We start from the raw sequence: 21,311 nt of genomic DNA on the forward strand, positions 1-21,311 counted from the left end.
AGGATGCTGTGGGTGTCGTTGCCCGACCAGCGACCCCGTCGCGAGCTGTACTGGATGAGCCGGATGCCGCACACCGACGTCACGGCGCTCGCCGCGCAGGAACCGGTCGGTGACATCACCTGGGTCCCCAGCAGCTACCGGCGGCCGGTCAAACGCTTCATCGAGGCCGGTGCGCTGGCGTGGGTCAACGGCCTGGAGGAGCAGCCGCCCGCGTCATACGACTGGGTGACGACGCTGGAGTTGTGCTCGCTCGTCACCGGCCAGGCCAGTCGCTGGCGGCGGGGCAGCCGGGTGCGCCAGGCGGTCGTCACCTGGGAGAACCTGTCGCACCAGCCGCTCTACCGGATCCCGCCCTACAAGCAGGCCCTCGACTCCGCGCGTGACGCCGACCTCTTCCTGTGCATGATCGACGCGGCGCGGAACCACATGATCGACAACGGTTTTCCCGACCACCGGATCCGCGTCGTCAAGCCCGGGGTGGACACGCGGGTCTTCACACCGGCAGCCGAACCGACCGACGACCCGGTCGTGGTGTTCTGCTCGCCGCTCGCACCGAACAAGGGCATCGACCGGGTGCTGGATGCGATGCGGCTGGTCCGCAAGCGGGTGCCCGAGGCGGAGCTGGTCGTGGCCGGGAACGGCCCGTTGCGCGGCCTGGTCGAGCGCGCGGCGGCGGATCCCGGCACGGGGGTGCGCCTCGCCGGCCAACTGGACGCCCACGGTGTCGCCGACCTGCTGGCGAACGCCGCGGTCTTCTGCACGGCGCCCCGCCCCACCTGGAAGTGGACCGAGCAGTTCGGCCTCGCGTACATCGAGGCGCAGGCCTGCGGCATACCCGTCGTGACCACCCGCTGCGGCACCAACGACGAGGCGGTGCAACCACCCAACGTGCTCGTCGAGGACGACCCGGAGGCACTCGCGGCCGCGCTGGTCACCCAGCTGACCGACCGCGACCTGCGCCTGCGGATCGGGGCTGCGAACCGGGAACGGATGATCGCCGAGCACGACCTGGCCACCCAATGTGCCCGGATGGGAGAGGCGTTCGCCGACATCGAGGCACAAGACCGGCCATGAAGGCCACGGTCGGGCGCCGGGGCGTCGGTGCGGTCGTCGGGCTCGTCTGCGGCCTGATCGCCCTGGGGCCCTCCCTGGCACCCGGCTTCATCCTGCGCTACGACCTCGTCTTCGTCCCGCACCTGGCACTCGGCGACCGGACCCTGGGCGTCGACGGCTCCGTCCCGCGCGCCGTCCCCAACGACTTCGTCGCCGCGCTGCTGTCGCACCTCGCACCCGGCTGGGTGATCGAAAAGGTGCTCCTGCTGGCCGTTTTCGTGCTCGCGGGCACCGGGGTCGGTGCGCTGCTGCGCAGCCGGCTGGGCGCGGCAGCCGGCGCGCTCGTCGCGTGCTGGAACCCGTACGTCGCCGAGCGCCTGTCGATCGGGCACTGGGGCTACCTGCTGGGTTACGCGTGCGTGCCCTTCCTGGTCGGAGCTGCCGCGGCGGTCCGCCAGGGGGTGCCTCGGTCACGCGTCCGGCTCGGGGTGTGGCTGCTGGCCGCTGCCGCCACCGGGTCGACCGGTGCCGTCCTGGGGATGATCGCCGTCCTGGCCGTCCTCGCGGTGCCGAGTCCCGGGCTGCGCCGACGGGTCGGCGATTTCGCCTGGGCCGCCGTGGTTTTCGTGCTCGCGAACGCGACCTGGTGGTTCTCCTACCTCTTCCTCGCGTCGTCGACGAGCACCTCCCGCGTCGGGGTGGAGGCGTTCCGGTCGGTTGCGGACACACCCTGGGGGGTCATCGGGTCGCTGCTGACCGGCGGCGGCATCTGGAACCAGGGGGTCTGGTTCTCCGAGCGCGACTCGGCGGTCGTCTCCGGACTGGCGCTCCTGGTCGCGCTGCTGTCGGCCGGGCTGGCCGTCCGTGATCGGGTATGGCGCGCCGGGCCGGCCGTCGCGGGGCTCGCCCTGGCCGGCCTCGTGGGGCTGGTGCTCGCGGCGGCCAGCGCGCTACCGCTCGGGCGGGACCTGATGACCACGGTCATCACCGACCTGCCCGGCGGTGGGCTGTTGCGGGACGCCCAGAAGTTCGTCGGTCTCTGGATGATCCTGGTGGCCGTGCTCGCGGGACGGCTCGTCGAACGCGTCCGGGACGTCGGAGCGGCCGCCGGCGTCGAACGCTCCACCGCGCTGACCGTCGCAGCACTCGTTGCCTGCTGGCCGGTGGTCACGCTGACCGGGTTCGCCTGGGGTCTCGGCGGATCGCTGCACGCCGTCGACTACCCCGCGTCATACACCAGGATGGCGCAGCGCATCGACGCGCTGCCCGCCGGCGGTGTGGCGGTCTTCCCGTGGGGTCTGTACCGGCAGTACGCCTTCGACGACGACGTCGTCGTGCTCGATCCGTGGCAGCGGCTGCTGGACCGGGACGTCGTGGTGGACGACGACCTGCCGCTGGTGGGTGGGGCGGTCGTGCCGGGGGAGAGCCCGCGCGCCGCGCGGATCACCGACGCCGTGCGTGCCGACCGCGGCGTGCCGGCGACCCTGCGCCGGGAGGGTGTGCGGTACGTCCTGGTGCAGACCGACCAGCCGACCTCCGGGGACGTGCCCGATCTCGGATCGGCCCGCCGGATCGCCTCCGACGGCACGCTGCGGCTGTACGACCTGGGCAGCGGGCGGCCGCAGCCGGCGACGCACGGGGCCGTGCGCTACACCGGCTGGCTGCTCGCCGGACTGGCGATTCTGGTCGTCGGTGCACGACTCGTCGCGGAAGGGTTGACACACAGGCACTGACTCATGGGTAACATAGGGGGCAACGGCGCCGAACCGAGAGGGATGTGATGGGCGAGTCGAACAAGAAGGTGCTCTTCAACGTGGGTGGAGCGATCGTCGGTGCTGTCCTCGCGACGGTGGCCATCTTCGGCTTGATCGCGCAGCAGGGGTCGATCACGCAGCCGCAGAAGTTCTCCTCGACGATCAACTACAACCAGTAGGTCGTCGCACCCGACATACGACAAGGGCGGTCATCCTCCGGGATGGCCGCCCTTTCGTGCCCGAGGATGTGACGACAGTCGCGACCTGGGCCGCCGCTGCGTCCGCTCAGAAGTTCGCGGCGACCGGCGTGGCGTCCTCCGCGCCGTCGGCGTCGGCGTCGACCGCGTCCTGCGCGGAGCGCCGGTCGGCGAGGATCTCCCGGACGGTGCGTAGCCGGGGTGTGCGTGCGGCGGGCTGCTCCGGCCGCGGCGCGAGTCCGAGCACCGACTTGAGGGTCAGGTCGAGGGCCTTGCCACTGGCGGCCCAGTCGAAGCTGAGCGCGTGCTTGCGCGCTCCGCGGCCCAGGGTGCTGCGCAGCTCCTCGTCGCGGAGCAGGACGTCGACCTGATCGCGCATCTCCTCCGGTGTGTGCGCGAGCAGCCCCGTCGTGCCGTGCAGGATCGACTCGGTCGGCCCGCCGGCGTGGGCGTAGGCCAGCGAGGGCGTCTCGTGCAGGCCGGCCTCGACGATGGTCAGGCCCCACCCCTCCTTCTGGGACGGCATCAGCATCAGCCAGGACCTGGCGAGCAGCCGGTGCTTGGTGTCCTCGTCGACGAAACCGTGGAAGTCCACCCGGTCCCGGACGCCTCGCTCGCTCGCGTAGCGCACCAGGTCGTCGTGCCAGTAGCCGGTGCCCACGATGTCCAGTCGCAGCTGCGGGTGCGCGGGCAGCAGGTCGGCGAGTATGTCGATCGCGGTCTCCACCTGCTTGTGCGGGACCAGCCGGCCGAGCACCGTCAGCACCGGGGTGGCGCTCTGCGGGTGCATCAGGCCGTTCTCCAGCTCGGCGGGGCGGTCGTTGCCGGAGTAGACCACGTCGATCCGGTCGCGGTCGATGCCCAGGTCGACCAGGTCGTCGCGGCTGGCCTGCGACACCGTGACGTAGCGCGAGGTGCGGTAGACCCACGGCGCGACCCGCGACTCCAGGAACCAGCCGAACCGCGCGAGTCTCGGGCCGAAGATGACGTGCCACTGGTCCCGGTGCACGTGGTGCATGACGTTGACGACGGGGCAGCCGGCGAGCAGCGGGGACCAGAACGGCACGCCGTTCTGGACGTCGATGACGACGTCGTAGTCGTGGCGGTGCCGCGCGGCATACAGCAGTCCCGCGGTGTAGCAGGAGAATCGGCCACCGCGGCGCAGCACCCGCACGGCGCCGTGGTCCTCGATCGCCGGGGCTCCGGGGAAGCGGCTGGTGAAGATGGTCACCCGGTGCCCGAGCTCGGTGAGCACCTCGGCGGTGCGTTCGGTGAAGGTCTCGGCGCCACCCGCCTCGGGGTTGTCCCGGTCCCTCCAGGACAGGTAGAGCACCCGCAGGGGTGAACCTGCCTCCGCCGGACGTGCCCGCACGTTTCTCCCCCAGTCGGTCGATGTGGTGCCGGACACATCGCCCGGCCACCGGTACAGTAGCGCCGAATGCTACCCGTTGGTAACTGGAGGATCTGCGTGTTGGGCGCGCCGCCGCAGGATCGCTGCGAAATCTGCGGAGGTATGACGGGGCGCCTGACGCTGCGCGGCGGCGGATCCCTGCGACGCTGCGACACCTGCGGGCACTTGACACGTGACCTGCAGGACGCGCCCGCCGGCCACCGGGATCACGCCTACGGCGGCGAGCCGACGCTGGACGCGTGGCGGCTCGCACTCACCTACCGGTTGCTCACTGCCGAGGGCGTGCCCGACTCGGTCTTCGAGGTGGGCTTCGGCGCCGGTTCGCTGCTACGGCGTTTCCTGGACGCCGGCGCGATCGTGGCGGGCACCGACCCCGACCAGCTCGCGATCGACGTCGACCCGGTGGTGCGGGCGCGCGGGGAATTGCACACCGAGCCGATCGAGGAGCTGGCCGCGACGGACCGGCAGGTGGAGCTCGCCTACGGCATCCACGTGCTGGAACACGTGCAGCATCCGCTGCGAACCCTCGAGCACGTCACCGGATTGCTGCGACCTGGCGGCCGGGTGCAGTTCCTCACCCCGGCCGGGGACAGCGCGGGTCTGCGGCTCTACGGGTCGGCCTGGTGGATGCTCGAGGACCCGACCCACGTGCGGTTCTTCACCGCCGAGAGCCTGCGCCGGGCCGCGCTGTCCGTAGGCTTGACCGATGTGCGCGTGACTCGGCCGGCGATGGACAGCCTGGTGACCGACGTTGCCAGCATCGCCCGGCGGGTGCGGCCACGGGCACGCCCGCACGGAGTGCTCGCCGAGCGCCCCGTCCTGTTCGCGGGCCTGGCCAGCGCGCCTCTGGTGCTCGGCGCCCGCGCCATACGACCCGGCCTGCGGCCGACCCTGCAGCTGACCGCCCGGAAGCCGGCCTGATGGAACGGGGCATCGGCCGGTCGGTGCGGCTGTTCCGTGCGTTCCTCGTCGAACAGACCGAGCCGGAGGTCTTCTACGGCACGCTCGCCCGCGACTCGTGCGAGCTGCTGGGCGAGCTCACCACGCTGGACGGGGCACGGGTGCTCGACGTCGGAGCGGGACCGACCGAGTTCGCGGACGCGTTCCGGGCGGCGGGGGCGACGTACGTCCCGATCGACCACGACCGCTCGGTCCCGTCGGTGCACGACGGCGGCGTGGTGGCCACCGCGGAGGCGCTGCCGTTCGCCGACGGCTCCGTCGACGTGGTCTTCAGCAGCAACCTGTGGGAGCACGTCCGCGACCCGGAGCACGCCGCCGACGAGATGGTGCGCGTCGTCCGGCCGGGCGGCCTGGTCTTCCTCTCCTACACGAACTGGCTCTCGCCCTGGGGTGGTCACGAGACGTCCCCGTGGCACTGGCTGGGCGGCGAGCGGGCGGTCCGCCGCTACACCCGCAAGCACGGACACGCCCCCAAGAACACCGTCGGTCGCACCCTGTTCCGGGTCAGCGTCGCGCAGGGGCTGCGCTGGGCGCGGCAGCAACCGGACGTCGAGGTGCTCGTCGCCCGCCCGCGGTACCTGCCGGACTCCGCCCGGCACGTCCTGCGGGTCCCCGGGCTGCGCGAGATCGTCACCTGGAACCTGCTGCTGATCCTGCGACGCCGATGACCGAGGGGTATGACGCGCAGGTCGACGCACCCGCCGACCGGCGGCGCGTGCACCGGATCCAGCTGCTGCTCATGCTGGCGGTGTTCGTGGTGCTCCCGTGGCTGGTGTCGCCGGGGCGGACCGAACCGGACACCAAGATCGACCTGACGATCTCGCCGTGGCGCTACCTCGGCCGGTCCCTGGACGCGTGGAACAACCACGCCGGGCTGGGGGAGTTGCAGAACCAGGCATACGGCTACCTCTTCCCGATGGGCCCGATCTTCGGCGTGTGCCGGTCGCTCGGGATCCCCGGCTGGGCCACCCAACGGGTCTGGTGGACGCTGCTGCTGGTCGTGTCCTTCCTCGGTGCGCAGCAGCTGATCCGCCGGCTCGGGGTCGCCGGACCGTTGCCCGCGATCGCCGGCGGCGCCGCGTACGCGCTCGCACCGCGGATGCTCACCGTGCTGCCGGTGATCTCGATCGAGGCGTGGCCGATGGCACTGGCGCCGTGGCTGGTGGTCGCCGTGCTGCCGTTGACCCGGCGGTCGCTCACCCGTGCCGAGCTGATCCGGGCACTGGCGCTGGCCGGGGTGCTCACGGCGGCCCTGGGCGGGGTGAACGCGACCGCTTCGGGCATCGTGCTGGCGTTGCCGTTCGTCTTCCTGCTCACCCATCCGGTCGGCCGGCGGAGGTTGCTGCTCTGGGTCGGCACGGCCGTCCTCGGCGGGCTGTGGTGGCTGTTGCCGCTGCTGGTGCTGGGCCGGTACGCGTACCCGTTCCTGGACTACATCGAGACGGCGTCGATCACCACCGCGGTGACGTCCGTGCCCAACGTGTTCCGCGGCGCCGACGACTGGATCGCCTACATCCTGGACAGCGCGGATCACCCCGTCTGGCAAGGCGGTTGGGTCCTCGCGCAGTCGGTGACCGCGATCATCGCCACCGGAGTCGTTGCGGCCGTCGGCTGTTGGGGACTGCTCCGCCTGCGCGGACATCTGGCCCGGTGGACGCTGTGCTGCGCGGTGGCGGCCGTGCTCTTCATGAGCCTCGGCCACGGCGGGTCCGTGGGCAGCCCGTTGTCCGAGCCGGTGAGGGCGTTGCTCGACGGGGCGCTCGCGCCACTGCGCAACGTCCACAAGGCCGACCCGGTCCTGCGGTTACCGCTGGTCATCGGCCTGGCCGCGGTGCTGCACCACGTGTCCTCGTCCGGCAAGGCCCGCCATCGTTTCGCGCCCGCGATCATCGCGCTGGCGGTCGCAGTGGCCGCGACACCGATCTGGCAGGGACGCGTCGGTGCCGCCGACGCCTATGCCGCCATACCCACGCAGTGGACGCAGGTCGCGCACGAGATCGACTCCGCGGCAAAGACCTCCGGCGGAGCGACGTTGCTGTTGCCCAACTCGCGGACGCCCACCTACACGTGGGGCAGCACCACCGACGAACCCCTCGCGGCCCTCGCCGCCTCGCCGGTCGTCACCCGGGAGGCGGCGCCGCTCGGCATCCCCGGGTCGACCCGGATCCTTGACGTCGTCGACCAACTCGCGGCCACCGGTGTCTCGCAGCCGTCGTTGGCGGCGGGGCTGGCCCGGCTCGGCATCGAGCGGGTCGTGCTCCGGCGTGACCTCGCCCCGTCGGTGCGGGCGCAGCCGTGGCAGCGGGTGCAGCGGACGCTGCGCCTGTCACCCGGTTTCCGCCAGCAGGCGGTCTACGGCGAGGGCGGTTCCACGCTCACCGTGTACGACATCACCGGTGCCGCGGACAAGGGTGCCGCCGTCTACAGCTCCGAGCCCGTGACGGTCGCGGGTGGCCCCGAGGCGCTCTTCGCGATGTATGCCGCAGGCGTGCTCTCGGAAGATCAGTGGTACCAGCTGGATTCACGTGTTTCGGGCAATGCTGACGTCGTCACCGACAGTATGCCGTGGCGTGCGTACAACGACGGAGTCCCGACCGCGTACGCCTACAGCCCGGTGCTCACCCGTGGCGACGACGAGCCGACGAGGATCGGCGCGAAAGACCTGCCACCCGCCACGGACCCGTCGACCCAGCCCGCCCGCGAATGGATCGGCTGGAGCGACGTGCAGGTCTCCTCGTCGGCCGCGGATCCGTTCGCTACGCACTACCTCGATGTCCGGGACGGTCCGGCGTCGGCCTTCGACGGTGACGACGGCACCGCGTGGCTGACCGGCGACCACGCGCGCGAAGCCTGGCTGCGCGGCACGCTGCGCAAGCCGACGGCGGTCTCGAAGGTCACGCTGCGCCTCGCCGGTCCGGCGCAGCACGCGACCCTGCCCGAGCGGGTGCACGTCACCGTCGGCGGACACACCGAAACGGTCGCCGTGCGCGGCCGGACCACGATCACCGTGCCGGTGCGCGGGGCCGACGTGCGGTCGATCACGGTACGGCTGGACGCCTCCGGCGATGCCATCGACCCGGTGCTCGGCATCGTCGGAATGACGCTCGCGGGAACGAGACTCGGCTCCGTCATCGACGTGCCGCAACCGGTGGACCTCTCATCCCGGACGCTGCTGCTCACCCGACTCCCGGAGGACGGCCCGAGCATCACCCGGCAGGTGCACCTCGCGGGCGACGGGGCCGTGGCCGGGACCGTGTGGCTGCGCACCGACGGCCGGTCGATATCGAGCCGGTGTGGCGCCGCCGGGTCGATCACGGTCCGCTCCGCCGACGGCAGCACCCAGCGGATCCCGTTGCGGCTCAAGGGAAAAGCCTGGACCGTCAAGGGGGCGCTGATCCGGGCGACCACCTGCGGGTCCAGTAGCGCAGCTGCGGAGCGGCGCAGCGTATCGAGACCACGTGCCACGACCATCACCGTGTCGGCGAGCCACGGCCTCACCCCGGAACTCGCGTCGTTCGGGAAGCCGCCGATCGCTCCGAGCACGGATCGCGCCATCACGTCGGTGTCCGGCGACTCCGGCGACCGCGTCATCCGGGTCGGCGCCGGCGGAGCCGGGGACGTCGTCTCGCTCAGTGAGGGCTTCAACGCCGGCTGGCGGGCGACCGACGCGGCCGGGCACCGGCTCCAGTCCGTCGAGGTGGACGGATGGCGGCAGGGCTTCCGGCTGGTCGGCAGCGGCGCCGACACGGTCACGCTGCGGTTCACACCGACCACGCCGCAGCGGCTCGGTCTGCTGGTGGGCGCGCTCCTCGCGCTGGCGCTGCTGCTGACCTTCCTCGCCGCGGCCCTGGTGTGCCGGCGGTCCGGGCGCAACGACCTCGACGAGCTCGGCCGGCGCGGTGGGTCACTCGGCCGACGCGGTGGGGCGCCCGGCGAGCGCGCTGGGCGGTCGTTGAGCGCGGAGGAGCGGAGCGGGGGAGCAGTCGAAGCGACGTCGGGTGACCTCGACAAGCTCGGCCGGCGCGGTGGGTCACTCGGCCGGCGCGGTGGGTCACTCGGCCGACGCGGTGGGGCGCCCGGCCGGCGCGGTGGGGCGCCCGGCCGACGCGGTGGGTCACTCGGCCGGCTCGCGGCCGTCGTCGTCGGCTTCCTGGTCGCCGGGCCCCTGGGCATCCTGCCCGGCGTCGTCGCGGCTGCCACACCCCGCCGGTGGCTGCGGCATGTTGCGGCAATCGCGCTGGTCGCGTCCTGTGTCGCCCTGGCGTTCTTCGGTGTCGTCGACGCCACGTCGGCGGGCGCGATCGCCGGTCAGCTGCTGGCGACCGTCACGCTTGCCGCGCTGGCACGCGCGGCGTGCGGGTCCGCCGGTGCACCCGACGCAGGATCGGCTGCTCCACCAGCGTCGCCGACGCCCACGCGATCAGCCAGCTGAAGACGAGCACCGCGAACAGCACCGCGCTGAACCCGCCGGTGAACAGCGCCCACCCGGAGACCCGGTAGATGACCTGGAGCACCAGCACGTGCCAGAGGAAGACACCGTACGACAGGTCACCGACGAACCGCGTCGCGGGAGACGCCGCCACCGCGCACCAGCGTTCGTCCGACGGCCCCCTCACCGCCGCGAGCAGCAGCAGGCCGGCCAGCAGCGTGTAGAGCAGCTCCTTCGCCACCGCCGCCCCGACCGTCGGCGCGTGCAGGTCGCGCGGGCCGGCGATGCCGCTGGACGCGATCAGGTAGACGACGCCGGCGGCGGCCAGCCAGGTGCCCACCCCGATGTCCCGCAACCGGTCCAGGTCGCCGCGCTGGACGGCGATCGCGAGCGCCGCGCCGGCGGCGAACCAGGCCGCGTGCCCGAGCACGCTGGTCCCGAGCACGCCGGCGTGGGTCGTCGGGCTGTGCTGCGTCCACACCGCGGTCACGGCCTGTATGACGACGCCGCCCGCGACGGTGGCACCGAGTGCGCCGTACACGGCCCGGGGTGACCGTTGCAGTAAGCGCCCGAGCGCGCGGCCGATCACCGGCACGAGGACGTAGAACGACACCTCGGTGGTGAGGCTCCAGGTCTGGCTGAACGACTGGTACGACGTGTCGGCATACCCCTGCACCAGGAGCAGATGCGCGACGACCTTCCCGATGCCGCCGAGGCCGGCGCCGCCGACGGCACCCCAGGTGCCGGCCACCAGCAGCACCGCGGCCAGCGCGATCAGGTAGGCGGGCAGGATGCGGGCGGCGCGGCGGCCGGCATACCCGCCGATCCGTTGCGGCGGAGCGCCCGGCAGCCACGGGCGGAGCAGCAGGAACGCGCTGATCGCGAAGAAGACTGCAACCCCGCTGTCGCCACGGGCCAGCAGCCCGCCGGACAGGTCGAGGTGGTCCGCGCCGGTCCAGAAACCGACGTGGGACAGCAGCACCAGCAGCGCTGCGAGCCCGCGCAGGCCGTCGATCAGCCGATAACGCGCCATCCGGCCTCCTCTCCAAGGCTGCGAGAGCTACTCTGCAGTAGATTTCCTGCGCACGCACCTTTCGGAAGGCCGAAGACAGACCGATGACTGCACGCGACGACGTACTGCCCGATGACGGCGCCGTCGATCACAGCCGCCCCGTGCTGCGTGCCCGGGCGCCGCTGCGGATCTCCTTCGCCGGCGGCGGCACCGACGTCACACCCTTCCCGGAGCGGGAGGGCGGGGCGGTGCTGTCGGCGACGATCTCGGCGTTCGCGTTCAGCACGCTCCGTCCGCGCACCGACGGTCAGGTGACGGTCCGCTCGCTGGACTACGGCACCTCGATCGGGTTCGGCATCGACGAACCGGTCGAGTACGACGGCAAGCTCGACCTGCCCAAGGCCGCCATCAAACGGGTGCGGGACATCGAGGGCGCGCGCCCGTCCGGCGGGTTCGACCTGTTCCTGCACACGCAGGCGCCGCCCGGGTCCGGGCTGGGCTCCTCGAGCGCGGTGATGGTGTCGTGATCGGGCTGGTCGCCCAGCACTGCGGCCTCGACCTCACGCCGTACGACGTCGCCGAGCTGGCCTACCGGCTGGAGCGGGAGGACCTCGCCATACCCGGCGGCTCCCAGGACCAGTACGCAGCCGCGTTCGGTGGTTTCAACTACATCGAGTTCCAGCCAGAGCAGGTCGTGGTCAACCCGCTGCGGGTGCGCGACGACACGGTGCACGAGCTGGAGCACAACATGCTGCTGGCGTTCACCGGCAACACCCGGGTGAGCGACCACATCATCGAGGACCAGCGGTCGCGCTACGAGACCGGCAACGCCGAGGCGCTGGAGGGGCTGCGAGCCCAGAAGGAGCTGGCCGAGCAGATGAAGGTCGCGCTGGTGCGCGGCGACGTCGACGGGTTCGGCCGACTGCTCGGTGAGGCCTGGTCGCAGAAGCGCAAGATGTCCGATCGCATCACGACACCGATCATCGACAAGGCCGTCGAGACCGCGCTCGGCTGCGGAGCGCTGGGTGGCAAGGTGACCGGCGCGGGCGGTGGGGGACACTTGGTGTTCGTCTGCGAGTTCGAACGGCGTCACGTCGTCGCGCAGCAGCTGCTGGAGATGGGGCTCACCCTGTCGGAGATCACCTTCAGCCAGCACGGGGTCACGACCTGGAGAGGACAGCACTGATGCCGGACGGCCATGCTCTGCACGAGGTCCCGCGGGAGCACCGCGGGCCCGCGATCTCCGAGCGCCAGCGGATCGGGCTGGCCGCCTGGGCGGACCTGGCCACCGCCCTCGCGGAGCCCGGACTGGTCGAGCGGGTCGACGCCGCCGGCACCGCGCTGCTCGACGCGCTCGTCGAGGGCGGCACGCTGCTGGTGGCCGGCAACGGCGGCTCGGCCGCGATCGCGAGCCACGTGGCCGCCGAGTTCATCGGCAAATGCATCCTGGACCGCGCACCGCTGCCGGCGGTCAACCTGGCCGAGTCGCTCAGCTCGATCACCGCGGTCGCCAACGACTACGCGTATGACGAGACGTTCGCCCGAGGCGTCGCGGCGCTCGGGAGGCCCGGCGACATACTCCTCGCCATGAGCACCAGCGGCGGGAGCAAGAACATCCTGCGGGCCCTGGAGCTGGCCCAGGAGATGGGGCTGCTCACCATCGTGCTGACCGGGGAGCGGGGCAGCGACCTCGCCGGGCGCGCCCATCACGTGTTGGTCGTCCCGTCGGTGGAGACCCCGCGCATCCAGGAGGCGCACATGCTCTGGACGCACGTGTGGTGCGAGGCCGTCGACGTCGTGTGCCAGGAGTGACCGCCTGCGCCGATGCGGCCAGCACCCGCGAGGAAGTGACGACAGGAGCGGGAACGACGCAGGAGTGGGTGCGCCGGTGCTGAGCGACGCCGAGCTGCTGGGGGAGAGCCGTATGCCGATCCCGCGTCCCGCGGGTGCGGGCGGCGCGCCGTACGACCTGGTGCTGCTGGACCGGGACGGCACCCTCAACGTGCGGCGCCCCGGTTACGTGACCGACCCCGACGACCTGGTGCTGCTGCCGGGTGCGGTCGAGGCGGTCCGGGCGTGCAACCGGGCCGGCTGCGCGGTCGTGCTGATCACCAACCAACGCGGACTCGCTCGCGGTGAACTCAGCAGGACGCAGTTGCTGGCCGTGCACCGACGGCTGATCGGGGAGCTGGGGCGGCGGGACGCGCGACTGGACGCGGTGCAGGTGTGCCCGCACGAGAAGGACACGTGCGACTGCCGCAAGCCGCGCGCCGGGCTGATCCGCGAGGCCCTGCGCCGGGCGTCGTGGGCCCGTGCGGGTCGGACCGTGCTGCTCGGGGACCAGCCGACGGACGCAGCAGCAGCCGGCGCCGGAGGGGTCGGATCGGTGCTGGTCGGCGCGCCGGGGACGTCGCTCGATGCTTTTGTCGCAGAATTGTTTCGCGGCCACGCAACGCGTGTGTGACACAACTCGCACGGTTGATGCTACTGTCCGGTAAGTTCCAGCTCACAACCGGAGGTTGAGACCGTGCGGAAATCCGCAATCGTGATCGGATTCGGCGCCTTCTTCATCACGATGGCGCTCCTGTTGAAGTTCTATGCCTTCGACAAGCTGGCGGTCATCCCACTCGACCAGAACTCCAGGCAGGTCGCCGTCGACAAGAACGCCTACATCTTCGACGCGGGGACCCTGAAGTTCCAGCGCGACACCACGCTCACCACGACGGTGGGTGCCGTCGCGCAGAAGGACGCGAGCGAGAGCTTCGGCCACAACGCGGTCATCTTCAGCAAGTGGCAGTACTCCAGCATCCCGCAGACGAAGACCCCGCAGACCGCGTCGACCGAGAAGTTCGCCGTCAACCGGCACACGGGCAAGGTCATCGACTGGAGCGGCGACCAGGAGAACGGCAAGGCGATCAAGCACACCGGTTACACGGTGAAGTTCCCGTTCGGCACCGAGAAGACGACCTACCCCTACTGGGACGGTTCGATCGAGAAGTCGATGTCGATGAAGTATGCCGGCACCGAGAAGATCGACGGCCTGACCGTCTACCGCTTCGAGGGCAGCGTGCCGCGGCAGACGCTGGCGACCCAGCCGATCAAGGACACCCCGGGGTTCCTCTTCGGACAGCCGAAGAGCAGCCCGGGCGTGAAGGCGAAGTACACCTACGCCAACGACCGCACCATCTGGGTCGAGCCCCAGACCGGCGCGTTCATCAAGGTGCGCGAGGCGCAGCAGCAGTGGCTGACCAACCCCAAGACGAACAAGTCGGTCCAGGTGCTCAAGACCACGTCGACCTTCAACGACGCGACCGTCAAGCAGAACGTCGACGACTACAAGGGCAAGGCCTCGCAACTGAAGGCGCTCAAGCTCGCACCGTGGATCCTGGGCATCCTCGGCCTGCTGCTGCTCATCGGCGGGGTGCTGATGGCCCTGCTGCTGGGGCGCGGCGGTGAGGGCGGCCGCCACCATGCCGCGGACGAGGACACGGACGCGGACTACGACGAGGCGGATGACGACGAGGCCGACGACGAGACACAGGGCGGCGTCTCGGGTCTGTTGGACGGCGCGGACGAGGACGCGACCGCGCGCCTCGGCACGGACGACGCCTGAGCGGCGCAGGCACGCGCCCTCACTGCTGAGGGCGAGTGCGGTCGTATGCCCACAGCGCGATGGCGAGCGCGGCGCGGTCCTGGAAGTCGAGCGGGTCCCGTCCGGTGGCCTCGTGGATCCGCTGCATCCGCTTGCGGACGGTGTTGACGTGCATGTAGCACTCGGCAGCGGTCTGCTGAACGCTCCCACCGTTGCGTACGAACCGGCGAAGGGTGTCGAGGTAGGTCGGCTGCTCCCGAGCGTTCAGTGCACGGATCGGTGCGACGAGTTCATCGACGAACGGCCGCAACAGCTGCGGTGGTTGTTGCACCAGCAGGCCCTCCAGGGTCGTCAGCTCGGCCGGCCCGGTCGTGCGGCCGACGCGTTGTGCGAGCAGCAGGGCCGCGCGGGCCTGGGTGATGCTGCGACCCACGTCGTCCAACGGCAGTGCGTTGCCGTGACCGCAGGCGAGGGAGAGACTCTCGGCCGCCGTGCGCACCGCTGCGGTGGAGTTCGTCAGCGCGACGGTGAGCGTGCTGGTCTGGCCGATCAGGGCATCGGGCAGCTTGTGGGCGAGCAGTGCCGCCGCACCGGACGGCCATGCCGACGCCACGATCCCGTCCCGACGGACACCCGCCTCGGCCAGGAACGGGAGGAGGCTCTGCGGTAGCGCGAGCCGGTCCCCGACCAGCATCACCAGCTGTCCGACGCGCTCCCACCGATAGGTGGCCTCGACATCTCGCTCGTGGGCGGCGACGTCGACGATGCGGGCGACCTGCTCGAGCGTCTGGTGCGCCCACGTCGAGGGGGTGACCGCCCAGGTCAGCACCTGCCCGCTGCTCAGAGCGGTGGTGACGGCCGCGCCGGTAGCGGCCGGCGATCCGGAGTCGGCCAGGGTGATCTCACCGTCGAGTTCGTCCTGGACGATCGCGATCAACTCTTCGGTCCCGGCACCGATCCGCAGGTCCGCCAGGAGACGTGCCTGGAGCTTGCCCGCCTGCTCGGTGCGGCCGGCCTCGAGGGCGACCTGCCGCTCGACGACGAACTCGGCGACGGCCTCGAACGGCGCTCCCGGTGGTGCTGCGAGCAGCGGCAGCTCGTGTCGGGCACAGGCCCGGATGAGATCCGGGGGTACCGCCGGGTGCGCGTCGCCGATGCCGAAGCACAGCCCGGCGGCGTGGGCGGCGAGGAGCGCGTCGACGAATCGTTCGCAGCTGGGGGCATCGGTCAGTCCGGCACCGACCGTGCAGACCAGTTCGTCCCCCTTGAGGTACGGCGAGGGATCGGCGAGCTCGGTGCTGTGCGCCCAGCGGACGTGCCGCTGCCCGGCAGTGGACTCGCCGCCGACCCAGTGCAGCCGCAGCTGCGATGCGTCGACCAGCTCCGTCAGGGTGGGGCCGACCGGGGTGATGCCCGCCCCGGAAGGCGTCGCTGGTGGCGTCATGTGTCCCGTCCCGGCTCCGAGTCGTGGTGTACGAATCTACACCAGCGGGTCGCCAGGGTGTCCATCGATTGCAGGTCTTGCCGAGGCTATTGCTGCCGCTTGTCGGTGCTGCTTGGATCGCAGTTCATCGACCACCGGCGATGTGTGCACATTCTCGTTTCCGGGGTGACGTGACATTCGCACGGCAGCGCATTCCATATCGCGGTTCGCACGCGACACTTCCAACACGAAACGAGACAATGGTGAACGAACGCAGAGTCCTGCACCACGGAATCGTCGGGCAGGTCGACGGAACACAGGTACCACGATTCGCCGGCTTCACGACGTTCGCGCGATTACCTCGTGCCGAAGACGTCGACGCGTTCGACATCTCGGTCGTCGGTGTGCCGTTCGACTCGGCGGTCACGTACCGGCCCGGTGCGCGGTTCGGCCCGTCGCACATCCGGCAGGCGTCGCGGCTGCTGCGTCCCTACAACCCGGCACTGGACTGTGCCCCGTTCCGTGTGGCGCAGGTGGTGGACGCCGGTGACATCGCCTGCAACCCGTTCAACATCCAGGCCGCGCTCGATGAGGTCGAGAGCGGCGTCTCCGAGGTGATCCGCGGCGGGCGGCGGCCGGTCATCATGGGCGGCGACCACTCCGTCGCGTTACCGGTGTTGCGTGCGCTGAGCGCCGAGCACGGACCCATCGGGCTGGTGCACTTCGACTCGCACCTGGACACCTGGGACACCTATTTCGGCGAACCCTTGACGCACGGGTCGCCCTTTCGCCGCGCCTCGGAGGAGGGCCTGATCGTGAAGGGCAACTCCGCGCACGTCGGGATCCGCGGATCGCTGTACGACCGCAGCGACCTCGCCGAGGACGCGGACCTCGGATTCACCGCGATCTCCTGTCGCGACCTGGACCGCATCGGCGTGGACGCCGTGATCGACATGATCAGGGAGCGAGTGGGGGACGCTCCGGCATACATCTCGATCGACATCGACGTGCTGGACCCGGCACATGCTCCCGGTACCGGGACACCCGAGGCGGGCGGGCTGACGTCGCGGGAGTTGCTGGAGATCGTCCGCGGGCTGCGGGAGCTGCGCCTGGTGGGCGCGGACGTGGTGGAGGTCGCGCCGGCCTACGACCACGCCGAGATCACCGGGGTCGCCGCCGCGAACCTCATCTACGAACTGGTCACGATCATGAGCCTCCAGCACCAGGCCGGGGCGGACGTCACGAGTGAACGGAAGACATCATGAGCAAGCAGGTCGCGCCCGAGAGCACGTTGTCGGTGGAACGGCGCAGTATCGACTTCATTCCGCACGACGAGCGGCACGGCGAGCCGCGCAGCCTGTTCAACGTCTGGTTCGCGGCCAACATGCAGGTCACCGCGATCGTCACCGGGGCACTACTCGTGGTGATCGGGCTCCCGCTCGTGTGGGCCATCGTGGCCGACGTCATCGGCATCGCGATCGGCACCGTGTTCATGGCCCTGCACTCGGCCCAGGGTCCGAAACTGGGGATCCCGCAGATGATCCAGAGCCGTGCGCAGTTCGGCTTCTACGGTGCGATCCTGCCCATCGTCATCGTGCTGCTGATGTACATCGGATTCTTCGCCAGCAGCAGTGTGCTCGGCGGCCAGGCCCTGGCCGGGGCGTCACCGGTCGGGGTGACCCCCTCGATCATCGTGGTCTCGGCGGTGTGCACCGTGATCGCGATCTTCGGGTACCGGTTGATCCACCGGCTCGAGAGGTGGGTCAGCCTGCTCAGCGGCCTCGGCTTCGTGTACCTGACCATCATGCTGTTCGTGAAGCACGACGTGGGGGCCGTGTGGACCACGGGGCACCTGTCGGCGGGCACGTTCGGCCTCGGTATCGCGATCGCCGCGACCTGGGTGCTGACCTACGCACCGTACGTCGCGGACTACTCGCGCTATCTGCCCGAGAGCACGTCGAGCGCGAAGGTCTTCTGGTGGAGTTACGCCGGGTGCTCGATCAGCTCGGTGTGGATGATCGGTTTCGGCTGTGTCGCCGCCGCGGTCGCCGCGAAGGCGTTCGACGGCGGCTCGGTCTCCTTCATCGTCGACCTCGCGCCGGCGGGCACCCACTGGGCCTTCTCGATCATGATCATCCTCGGCATCGTCGCCGTGAACGTGCTGAACCTGTATGGCGCCTTCACGTCGTGGACGACGATCGCCACGGCGACCCGGACCCACGGGGTGCGCCCGACCACCCGCGCGATCTACACCATCGCCGTCGCGCTGGTGTCCACGGCGATCGCCGTTGCCGGCCGCGGCAATTTCATGGACAATTTCGAGAATTTCATCCTCTTCCTCGCCTATTTCATCATTCCGTGGACGGCGATCAATCTGGTCGATTTCTATCTGATCCGGAAAGAGCACTACAACATCGCCGAAATCTTCAATCCGCGCGGCATGTACGGTCTGTTCAGTTGGCAGGCGCTCGTGGCGTACCTGTTGGCCATTGCGGTGGAGATCCCGTTCATGAGCACCACTTTCTACACCGGACCCATGGTCGCCCGACTGCACGGCGCCGACATCTCCTGGGCACTCGGTCTCATCGTGTCCGCGGTCCTGTACGGGGTATTCATGCACAACAGCGAGGTCATCACGGTCGACCCGGAAACCTCCGGGGTGCCTGCCGCACCGCGCTGAGCCGCACCAGGTCTGGCCGCACCGGGTCTGGCCGCGCCGCCCCGAGCCGCGCGGCCGGACCCGTTCTCAGTGGTCGACGGGTTTCTCGGCGACGAAGATCGCCGTACCGGGGATGATCCGGCCGCGGGTGGGGGACCAGCCGCCCCAGACCGCCGTGTTGCGGGCCGGCCACTCGGGCTCGACCAGGTCGACCAGGGTCAGCCCGGCTCCGGCGATCTCGCGCACCCGGTCGCCGAGGGTCCGGTGATGCTCGACATACGTCGCCGTGCCGTCGTCGCCCTCCTCGACGTAGGGCGTGCGGTCGAAGTAGGAGCGGTCGGCCACCAGGCCCTCCGGGCCGGGTGCATCGGGGAAGGCCCACCGGATCGGGTGGGTGGTGGAGAAGACGAACCGCCCGCCGGGCCGCAACACGCGCGTCGCCTCGGCCATGACCGCGGCGCTGTCGGCCACGAACGGGACGGCGCCGTACGCCGTGAAGACGAGGTCGAACGTCGCCCCCGGGAAGGGCAGCGCGGTCGCGTCGCACTGCGCGAGCGGCAGCAGCGCACCGGCTCGCGCGTCGATCGCGGCAGCCTGCCGGAGCATGCCCGCGGACAGGTCGGTCGACACGACCCGGGCGCCGCGCGCCGCGGCATACCGGCCGCCCTGCGCCGCACCGGACCCGATCTCGAGCACGTCCCGGCCCGACAGCGACCCGAGCAGGCCGAGCTCGGACTCGGTCAATCCTTCCGGTCCCCACACGAGTTCGCGGTCACCCAGGAAGTCGCCGTGCTCGGCGTAGTAGGCGACGGCCTCCGCGTCCCACCAGCCCCGATTGGCCGTGCGGGTCTCGGCGGCGTCCGCGGTGCGGCGTCCGACTCCGAAGGCATCCATCGCTCGACCTCGACTCCTTTTGACCCACCTGTGGACGGGCCGATAAGATTGCAGCGCGCACGCATGTGCGTGTGAGGGGTTCCATCTCGGCAGAGCGTCGACGGCGGGGTTTCTCGCCGATTGACGCGCCGGCACCGCTGACTTGAGGTCAGTTGCCGGCCGCCATTCCAACACATTGTCCATATCTACTGTCCACCGAAGGTTTCCTACTACATGACTGCCACCACCACCTCCCCGATCGCCATCAACGACATCGGGTCCGAGGAGGAGTTGCTCGCCGCGATCGACGCGACGATCAAGCACTTCAATGACGGCGACATCGTTGACGGTGTCATCGTCAAGGTCGACCGGGACGAGGTCCTGCTCGACATCGGCTACAAGACCGAGGGCGTCATCCCCTCGCGTGAGTTGTCCATCAAACACGACGTCGACCCGAGCGAGGTCGTGGCGGTCGGAGATGAGGTCGAGGCTCTGGTCCTCCAGAAGGAGGACAAGGAAGGCCGCCTCATCCTCTCCAAGAAGCGTGCGCAGTACGAGCGCGCCTGGGGCACCATCGAGCAGATCAAGGAGGAGGACGGCGTCGTCACCGGCACCGTCATCGAGGTCGTCAAGGGCGGCCTCATCCTCGACATCGGTCTGCGCGGCTTCCTGCCGGCGTCGCTGGTGGAGATGCGCCGCGTGCGCGACCTCCAGCCGTACGTCGGCAAGGAGATCGAGGCCAAGATCATCGAGCTCGACAAGAACCGCAACAACGTGGTCCTGTCGCGCCGCGCCTGGCTCGAGCAGACCCAGTCCGAGGTCCGCACGACGTTCCTCAAGGAGCTGCAGAAGGGCCAGGTCCGCTCCGGTGTGGTCAGCAGCATCGTCAACTTCGGTGCGTTCGTCGACCTCGGCGGGGTCGACGGTCTGGTCCACGTGTCCGAGCTGTCCTGGAAGCACATCGACCACCCGTCCGAGGTCGTCGAGGTCGGCGACGAGGTCACCGTCGAGGTGCTGGACGTCGACATGGACCGCGAGCGTGTCTCGCTGTCGCTGAAGGCGACCCAGGAAGACCCGTGGCAGCACTTCGCCCGCACCCACGCCATCGGCCAGGTCGTGCCGGGCAAGGTCACCAAACTGGTGCCCTTCGGCGCGTTCGTGCGTGTCGAGGACGGCATCGAGGGCCTGGTCCACATCTCCGAGCTGGCCGAGCGCCACGTGGAGCTGCCGGAGCAGGTCGTCCAGGTCGGCCAGGAGATCTTCGTCAAGGTCATCGACATCGACCTGGAGCGTCGACGCATCTCGCTGAGCCTCAAGCAGGCCAACGACGAGGCCGCCGCCGCGACCGAGTTCGACCCGACCCTCTACGGCATGGCCGCGGAGTACGACGAGCAGGGCAACTACAAGTACCCCGAGGGCTTCGACGCGGAGTCCGGCGAATGGCTCGAGGGCTTCGAGACCCAGCGCGAGAAGTGGGAGAAGCAGTACGCCGAGGCGCACGCCCGCTACGAGGCGCACCAGGCGCAGATTGAGCAGGCTCGCAAGGACGACGCCGAGGCCGCGGCCACCGCTGCCACCGGCGCCACGTCCTACTCCTCGGAGTCCAGCGACAGCGGCAGCTCGTCCAGCAGCAGCAGCACCCCGGCCGCCCCGGCCGAGGGCACGCTGGCTTCCGACGAGGCGCTGGCCGCCCTGCGCGAGAAGCTCACCGGCAACTGAGCGGTGTGTGACCGCGCGGCGTAGCCGAAGCGATCGAAAGCCCCTGGAACCACCTGGTTCCAGGGGCTTTCGGCATACCAGCGGGAAGCGGCTCCACTGCGCCAACCTCGTCCCGAAGTGCCGACGGTCGAGGGTTGGGGACGGCGGACGCGGCCGATGGTGTCCCGAAGTGCCGACGGTCGTGGGCTGGGGACGGCGGACGCGGCCGATGGCGTCCCGTAGTGCCGAC

The 21,311-nt window shown here is 70.5% G+C and carries 18 protein-coding genes; 14 read left to right on the top strand and 4 right to left on the bottom strand.

All coding sequences use genetic code 11. From position 1 onward, the window contains the following. The first annotated feature begins 3 nt into the window (after nucleotides 1-3). Genes FHU39_RS06795 through FHU39_RS06805 form a run of 3 tightly spaced genes read left to right on the top strand, consistent with a single transcriptional unit; the run spans nucleotide 4 to nucleotide 2,986 of the window. Nucleotides 4-1,074: a glycosyltransferase family 4 protein gene (locus FHU39_RS06795; protein ID WP_246336403.1), complete on the top strand. Its 1,071-nt coding sequence runs from the start codon at nucleotides 4-6 to the stop codon at nucleotides 1,072-1,074. Further along, nucleotides 1,071-2,786 carry an MmpA family trehalose lipid delivery protein gene (locus tag FHU39_RS06800; protein ID WP_183319645.1) on the top strand — a complete coding sequence of 572 codons (1,716 nt, stop codon included), beginning with the start codon at nucleotides 1,071-1,073 and terminating at the stop codon, nucleotides 2,784-2,786. The genes FHU39_RS06795 and FHU39_RS06800 overlap by 4 nt, the downstream gene beginning before the upstream one ends. Nucleotides 2,787-2,833: 47 nt before the next feature. After that, nucleotides 2,834-2,986, top strand: a complete 153-nt coding sequence (locus FHU39_RS06805) for a hypothetical protein (RefSeq protein WP_183319646.1) — start codon at nucleotides 2,834-2,836, stop codon at nucleotides 2,984-2,986. Between the two features lie 106 nt (nucleotides 2,987-3,092). Here the strand turns inward: FHU39_RS06805 and FHU39_RS06810 are convergent, their stop codons facing one another. Continuing rightward, entirely contained in the window at nucleotides 3,093-4,376 is a 1,284-nt protein-coding gene (locus FHU39_RS06810) for a glycosyltransferase family 4 protein (protein WP_343065763.1), read from the bottom strand. Nucleotides 4,377-4,517: 141 nt separating this feature from the next. Between FHU39_RS06810 and FHU39_RS06815 the strand changes: the two genes are divergently transcribed. Genes FHU39_RS06815 through FHU39_RS06825 form a run of 3 tightly spaced genes read left to right on the top strand, consistent with a single transcriptional unit; the run spans nucleotide 4,518 to nucleotide 9,807 of the window. Continuing rightward, complete coding sequence (locus tag FHU39_RS06815) at nucleotides 4,518-5,336, top strand: class I SAM-dependent methyltransferase (protein WP_183319647.1); 819 nt, start codon at nucleotides 4,518-4,520, stop codon at nucleotides 5,334-5,336. Beyond that, entirely contained in the window at nucleotides 5,336-6,043 is a 708-nt protein-coding gene (locus FHU39_RS06820; RefSeq protein WP_183319648.1) for a class I SAM-dependent methyltransferase, read from the top strand. Before FHU39_RS06815 ends, FHU39_RS06820 begins: the two co-directional genes overlap by 1 nt. Next, nucleotides 6,040-9,807 carry an alpha-(1->3)-arabinofuranosyltransferase domain-containing protein gene (locus FHU39_RS06825; protein WP_183319649.1) on the top strand — a complete coding sequence of 1,256 codons (3,768 nt, stop codon included), beginning with the start codon at nucleotides 6,040-6,042 and terminating at the stop codon, nucleotides 9,805-9,807. Before FHU39_RS06820 ends, FHU39_RS06825 begins: the two co-directional genes overlap by 4 nt. On the opposite strand, the gene FHU39_RS06830 is transcribed toward FHU39_RS06825, so the two are convergent. Then, a complete protein-coding gene (locus FHU39_RS06830) occupies nucleotides 9,701-10,837 on the bottom strand; it encodes an acyltransferase family protein (protein WP_183319650.1) in 1,137 nt (378 codons plus the stop codon). The genes FHU39_RS06825 and FHU39_RS06830 overlap by 107 nt on opposite strands. Nucleotides 10,838-10,920: 83 nt before the next feature. On the opposite strand from FHU39_RS06830, the gene FHU39_RS24090 reads away from it, so the two are divergent. The 5 genes from FHU39_RS24090 to pgfA all read left to right on the top strand — a co-directional run bounded on the left by FHU39_RS24090 (nucleotide 10,921) and on the right by pgfA (nucleotide 14,429). Continuing rightward, complete coding sequence (locus tag FHU39_RS24090) at nucleotides 10,921-11,343, top strand: GHMP family kinase ATP-binding protein (RefSeq protein WP_246336176.1); 423 nt, start codon at nucleotides 10,921-10,923, stop codon at nucleotides 11,341-11,343. After that, entirely contained in the window at nucleotides 11,340-12,002 is a 663-nt protein-coding gene (locus FHU39_RS24095; protein WP_343065764.1) for a GHMP family kinase ATP-binding protein, read from the top strand. The genes FHU39_RS24090 and FHU39_RS24095 overlap by 4 nt, the downstream gene beginning before the upstream one ends. Then, entirely contained in the window at nucleotides 12,002-12,628 is a 627-nt protein-coding gene (locus FHU39_RS06840) for a D-sedoheptulose-7-phosphate isomerase (RefSeq protein WP_183319651.1), read from the top strand. The genes FHU39_RS24095 and FHU39_RS06840 overlap by 1 nt, the downstream gene beginning before the upstream one ends. A gap of 76 nt (nucleotides 12,629-12,704) precedes the next feature. Further along, nucleotides 12,705-13,280, top strand: a complete 576-nt coding sequence (locus tag FHU39_RS06845; RefSeq protein WP_183319652.1) for a D-glycero-alpha-D-manno-heptose-1,7-bisphosphate 7-phosphatase — start codon at nucleotides 12,705-12,707, stop codon at nucleotides 13,278-13,280. A 63-nt stretch (nucleotides 13,281-13,343) separates the two neighbouring features. Further along, nucleotides 13,344-14,429, top strand: coding sequence for a cell envelope lipid trafficking protein PgfA (pgfA, locus tag FHU39_RS06850; RefSeq protein ID WP_183319653.1), 1,086 nt, complete (start codon nucleotides 13,344-13,346; stop codon nucleotides 14,427-14,429). Nucleotides 14,430-14,448: 19 nt separating this feature from the next. Here pgfA and FHU39_RS06855 read toward each other — a convergent pair whose 3' ends face one another. Then, nucleotides 14,449-15,852 (bottom strand): helix-turn-helix domain-containing protein, encoded by a 1,404-nt coding sequence (locus FHU39_RS06855; RefSeq protein ID WP_183319654.1) that lies wholly within the window; start codon nucleotides 15,850-15,852, stop codon nucleotides 14,449-14,451. 242 nt (nucleotides 15,853-16,094) lie between these two features. Here FHU39_RS06855 and speB point away from each other — a divergent pair, with 242 nt between their 5' ends. Both speB and FHU39_RS06865 read left to right on the top strand, forming a co-directional pair. Next, the gene (gene speB / locus FHU39_RS06860; RefSeq protein WP_343065765.1) at nucleotides 16,095-17,096 is read left to right on the top strand and encodes an agmatinase; all 1,002 of its coding nucleotides are present in this window, start codon (nucleotides 16,095-16,097) and stop codon (nucleotides 17,094-17,096) included. Next, the gene (locus FHU39_RS06865; protein ID WP_183319656.1) at nucleotides 17,093-18,511 is read left to right on the top strand and encodes a purine-cytosine permease family protein; all 1,419 of its coding nucleotides are present in this window, start codon (nucleotides 17,093-17,095) and stop codon (nucleotides 18,509-18,511) included. The genes speB and FHU39_RS06865 overlap by 4 nt, the downstream gene beginning before the upstream one ends. Before the next feature lie 66 nt (nucleotides 18,512-18,577). On the opposite strand, the gene FHU39_RS06870 is transcribed toward FHU39_RS06865, so the two are convergent. Next, complete coding sequence (locus FHU39_RS06870; RefSeq protein WP_183319657.1) at nucleotides 18,578-19,384, bottom strand: class I SAM-dependent methyltransferase; 807 nt, start codon at nucleotides 19,382-19,384, stop codon at nucleotides 18,578-18,580. A 213-nt stretch (nucleotides 19,385-19,597) separates the two neighbouring features. Between FHU39_RS06870 and rpsA the strand changes: the two genes are divergently transcribed. Then, nucleotides 19,598-21,082 (top strand): 30S ribosomal protein S1, encoded by a 1,485-nt coding sequence (rpsA, locus tag FHU39_RS06875; protein ID WP_183319658.1) that lies wholly within the window; start codon nucleotides 19,598-19,600, stop codon nucleotides 21,080-21,082. The last annotated feature ends 229 nt before the right edge of the window (nucleotides 21,083-21,311 follow it).

Source organism: Flexivirga oryzae (assembly GCF_014190805.1).
Classification (GTDB): domain Bacteria; phylum Actinomycetota; class Actinomycetes; order Actinomycetales; family Dermatophilaceae; genus Flexivirga; species Flexivirga oryzae.

Coding starts and splice junctions, on each gene's coding strand:
- FHU39_RS06795 (WP_246336403.1), top strand. CDS start 4: ATGCTGTGGGTGTCGTTGCCCGACCAGCGACCCCGTCGCGAGCTGTAC.
- FHU39_RS06800 (WP_183319645.1), top strand. CDS start 1,071: ATGAAGGCCACGGTCGGGCGCCGGGGCGTCGGTGCGGTCGTCGGGCTC.
- FHU39_RS06805 (WP_183319646.1), top strand. CDS start 2,834: ATGGGCGAGTCGAACAAGAAGGTGCTCTTCAACGTGGGTGGAGCGATC.
- FHU39_RS06815 (WP_183319647.1), top strand. CDS start 4,518: ATGACGGGGCGCCTGACGCTGCGCGGCGGCGGATCCCTGCGACGCTGC.
- FHU39_RS06820 (WP_183319648.1), top strand. CDS start 5,336: ATGGAACGGGGCATCGGCCGGTCGGTGCGGCTGTTCCGTGCGTTCCTC.
- FHU39_RS06825 (WP_183319649.1), top strand. CDS start 6,040: ATGACCGAGGGGTATGACGCGCAGGTCGACGCACCCGCCGACCGGCGG.
- FHU39_RS06830 (WP_183319650.1), bottom strand. CDS start 10,837: ATGGCGCGTTATCGGCTGATCGACGGCCTGCGCGGGCTCGCAGCGCTG.
- FHU39_RS24090 (WP_246336176.1), top strand. CDS start 10,921: ATGACTGCACGCGACGACGTACTGCCCGATGACGGCGCCGTCGATCAC.
- FHU39_RS06840 (WP_183319651.1), top strand. CDS start 12,002: ATGCCGGACGGCCATGCTCTGCACGAGGTCCCGCGGGAGCACCGCGGG.
- FHU39_RS06855 (WP_183319654.1), bottom strand. CDS start 15,852: ATGACGCCACCAGCGACGCCTTCCGGGGCGGGCATCACCCCGGTCGGC.
- FHU39_RS06865 (WP_183319656.1), top strand. CDS start 17,093: ATGAGCAAGCAGGTCGCGCCCGAGAGCACGTTGTCGGTGGAACGGCGC.
- FHU39_RS06870 (WP_183319657.1), bottom strand. CDS start 19,384: ATGGATGCCTTCGGAGTCGGACGCCGCACCGCGGACGCCGCCGAGACC.
- rpsA (WP_183319658.1), top strand. CDS start 19,598: ATGACTGCCACCACCACCTCCCCGATCGCCATCAACGACATCGGGTCC.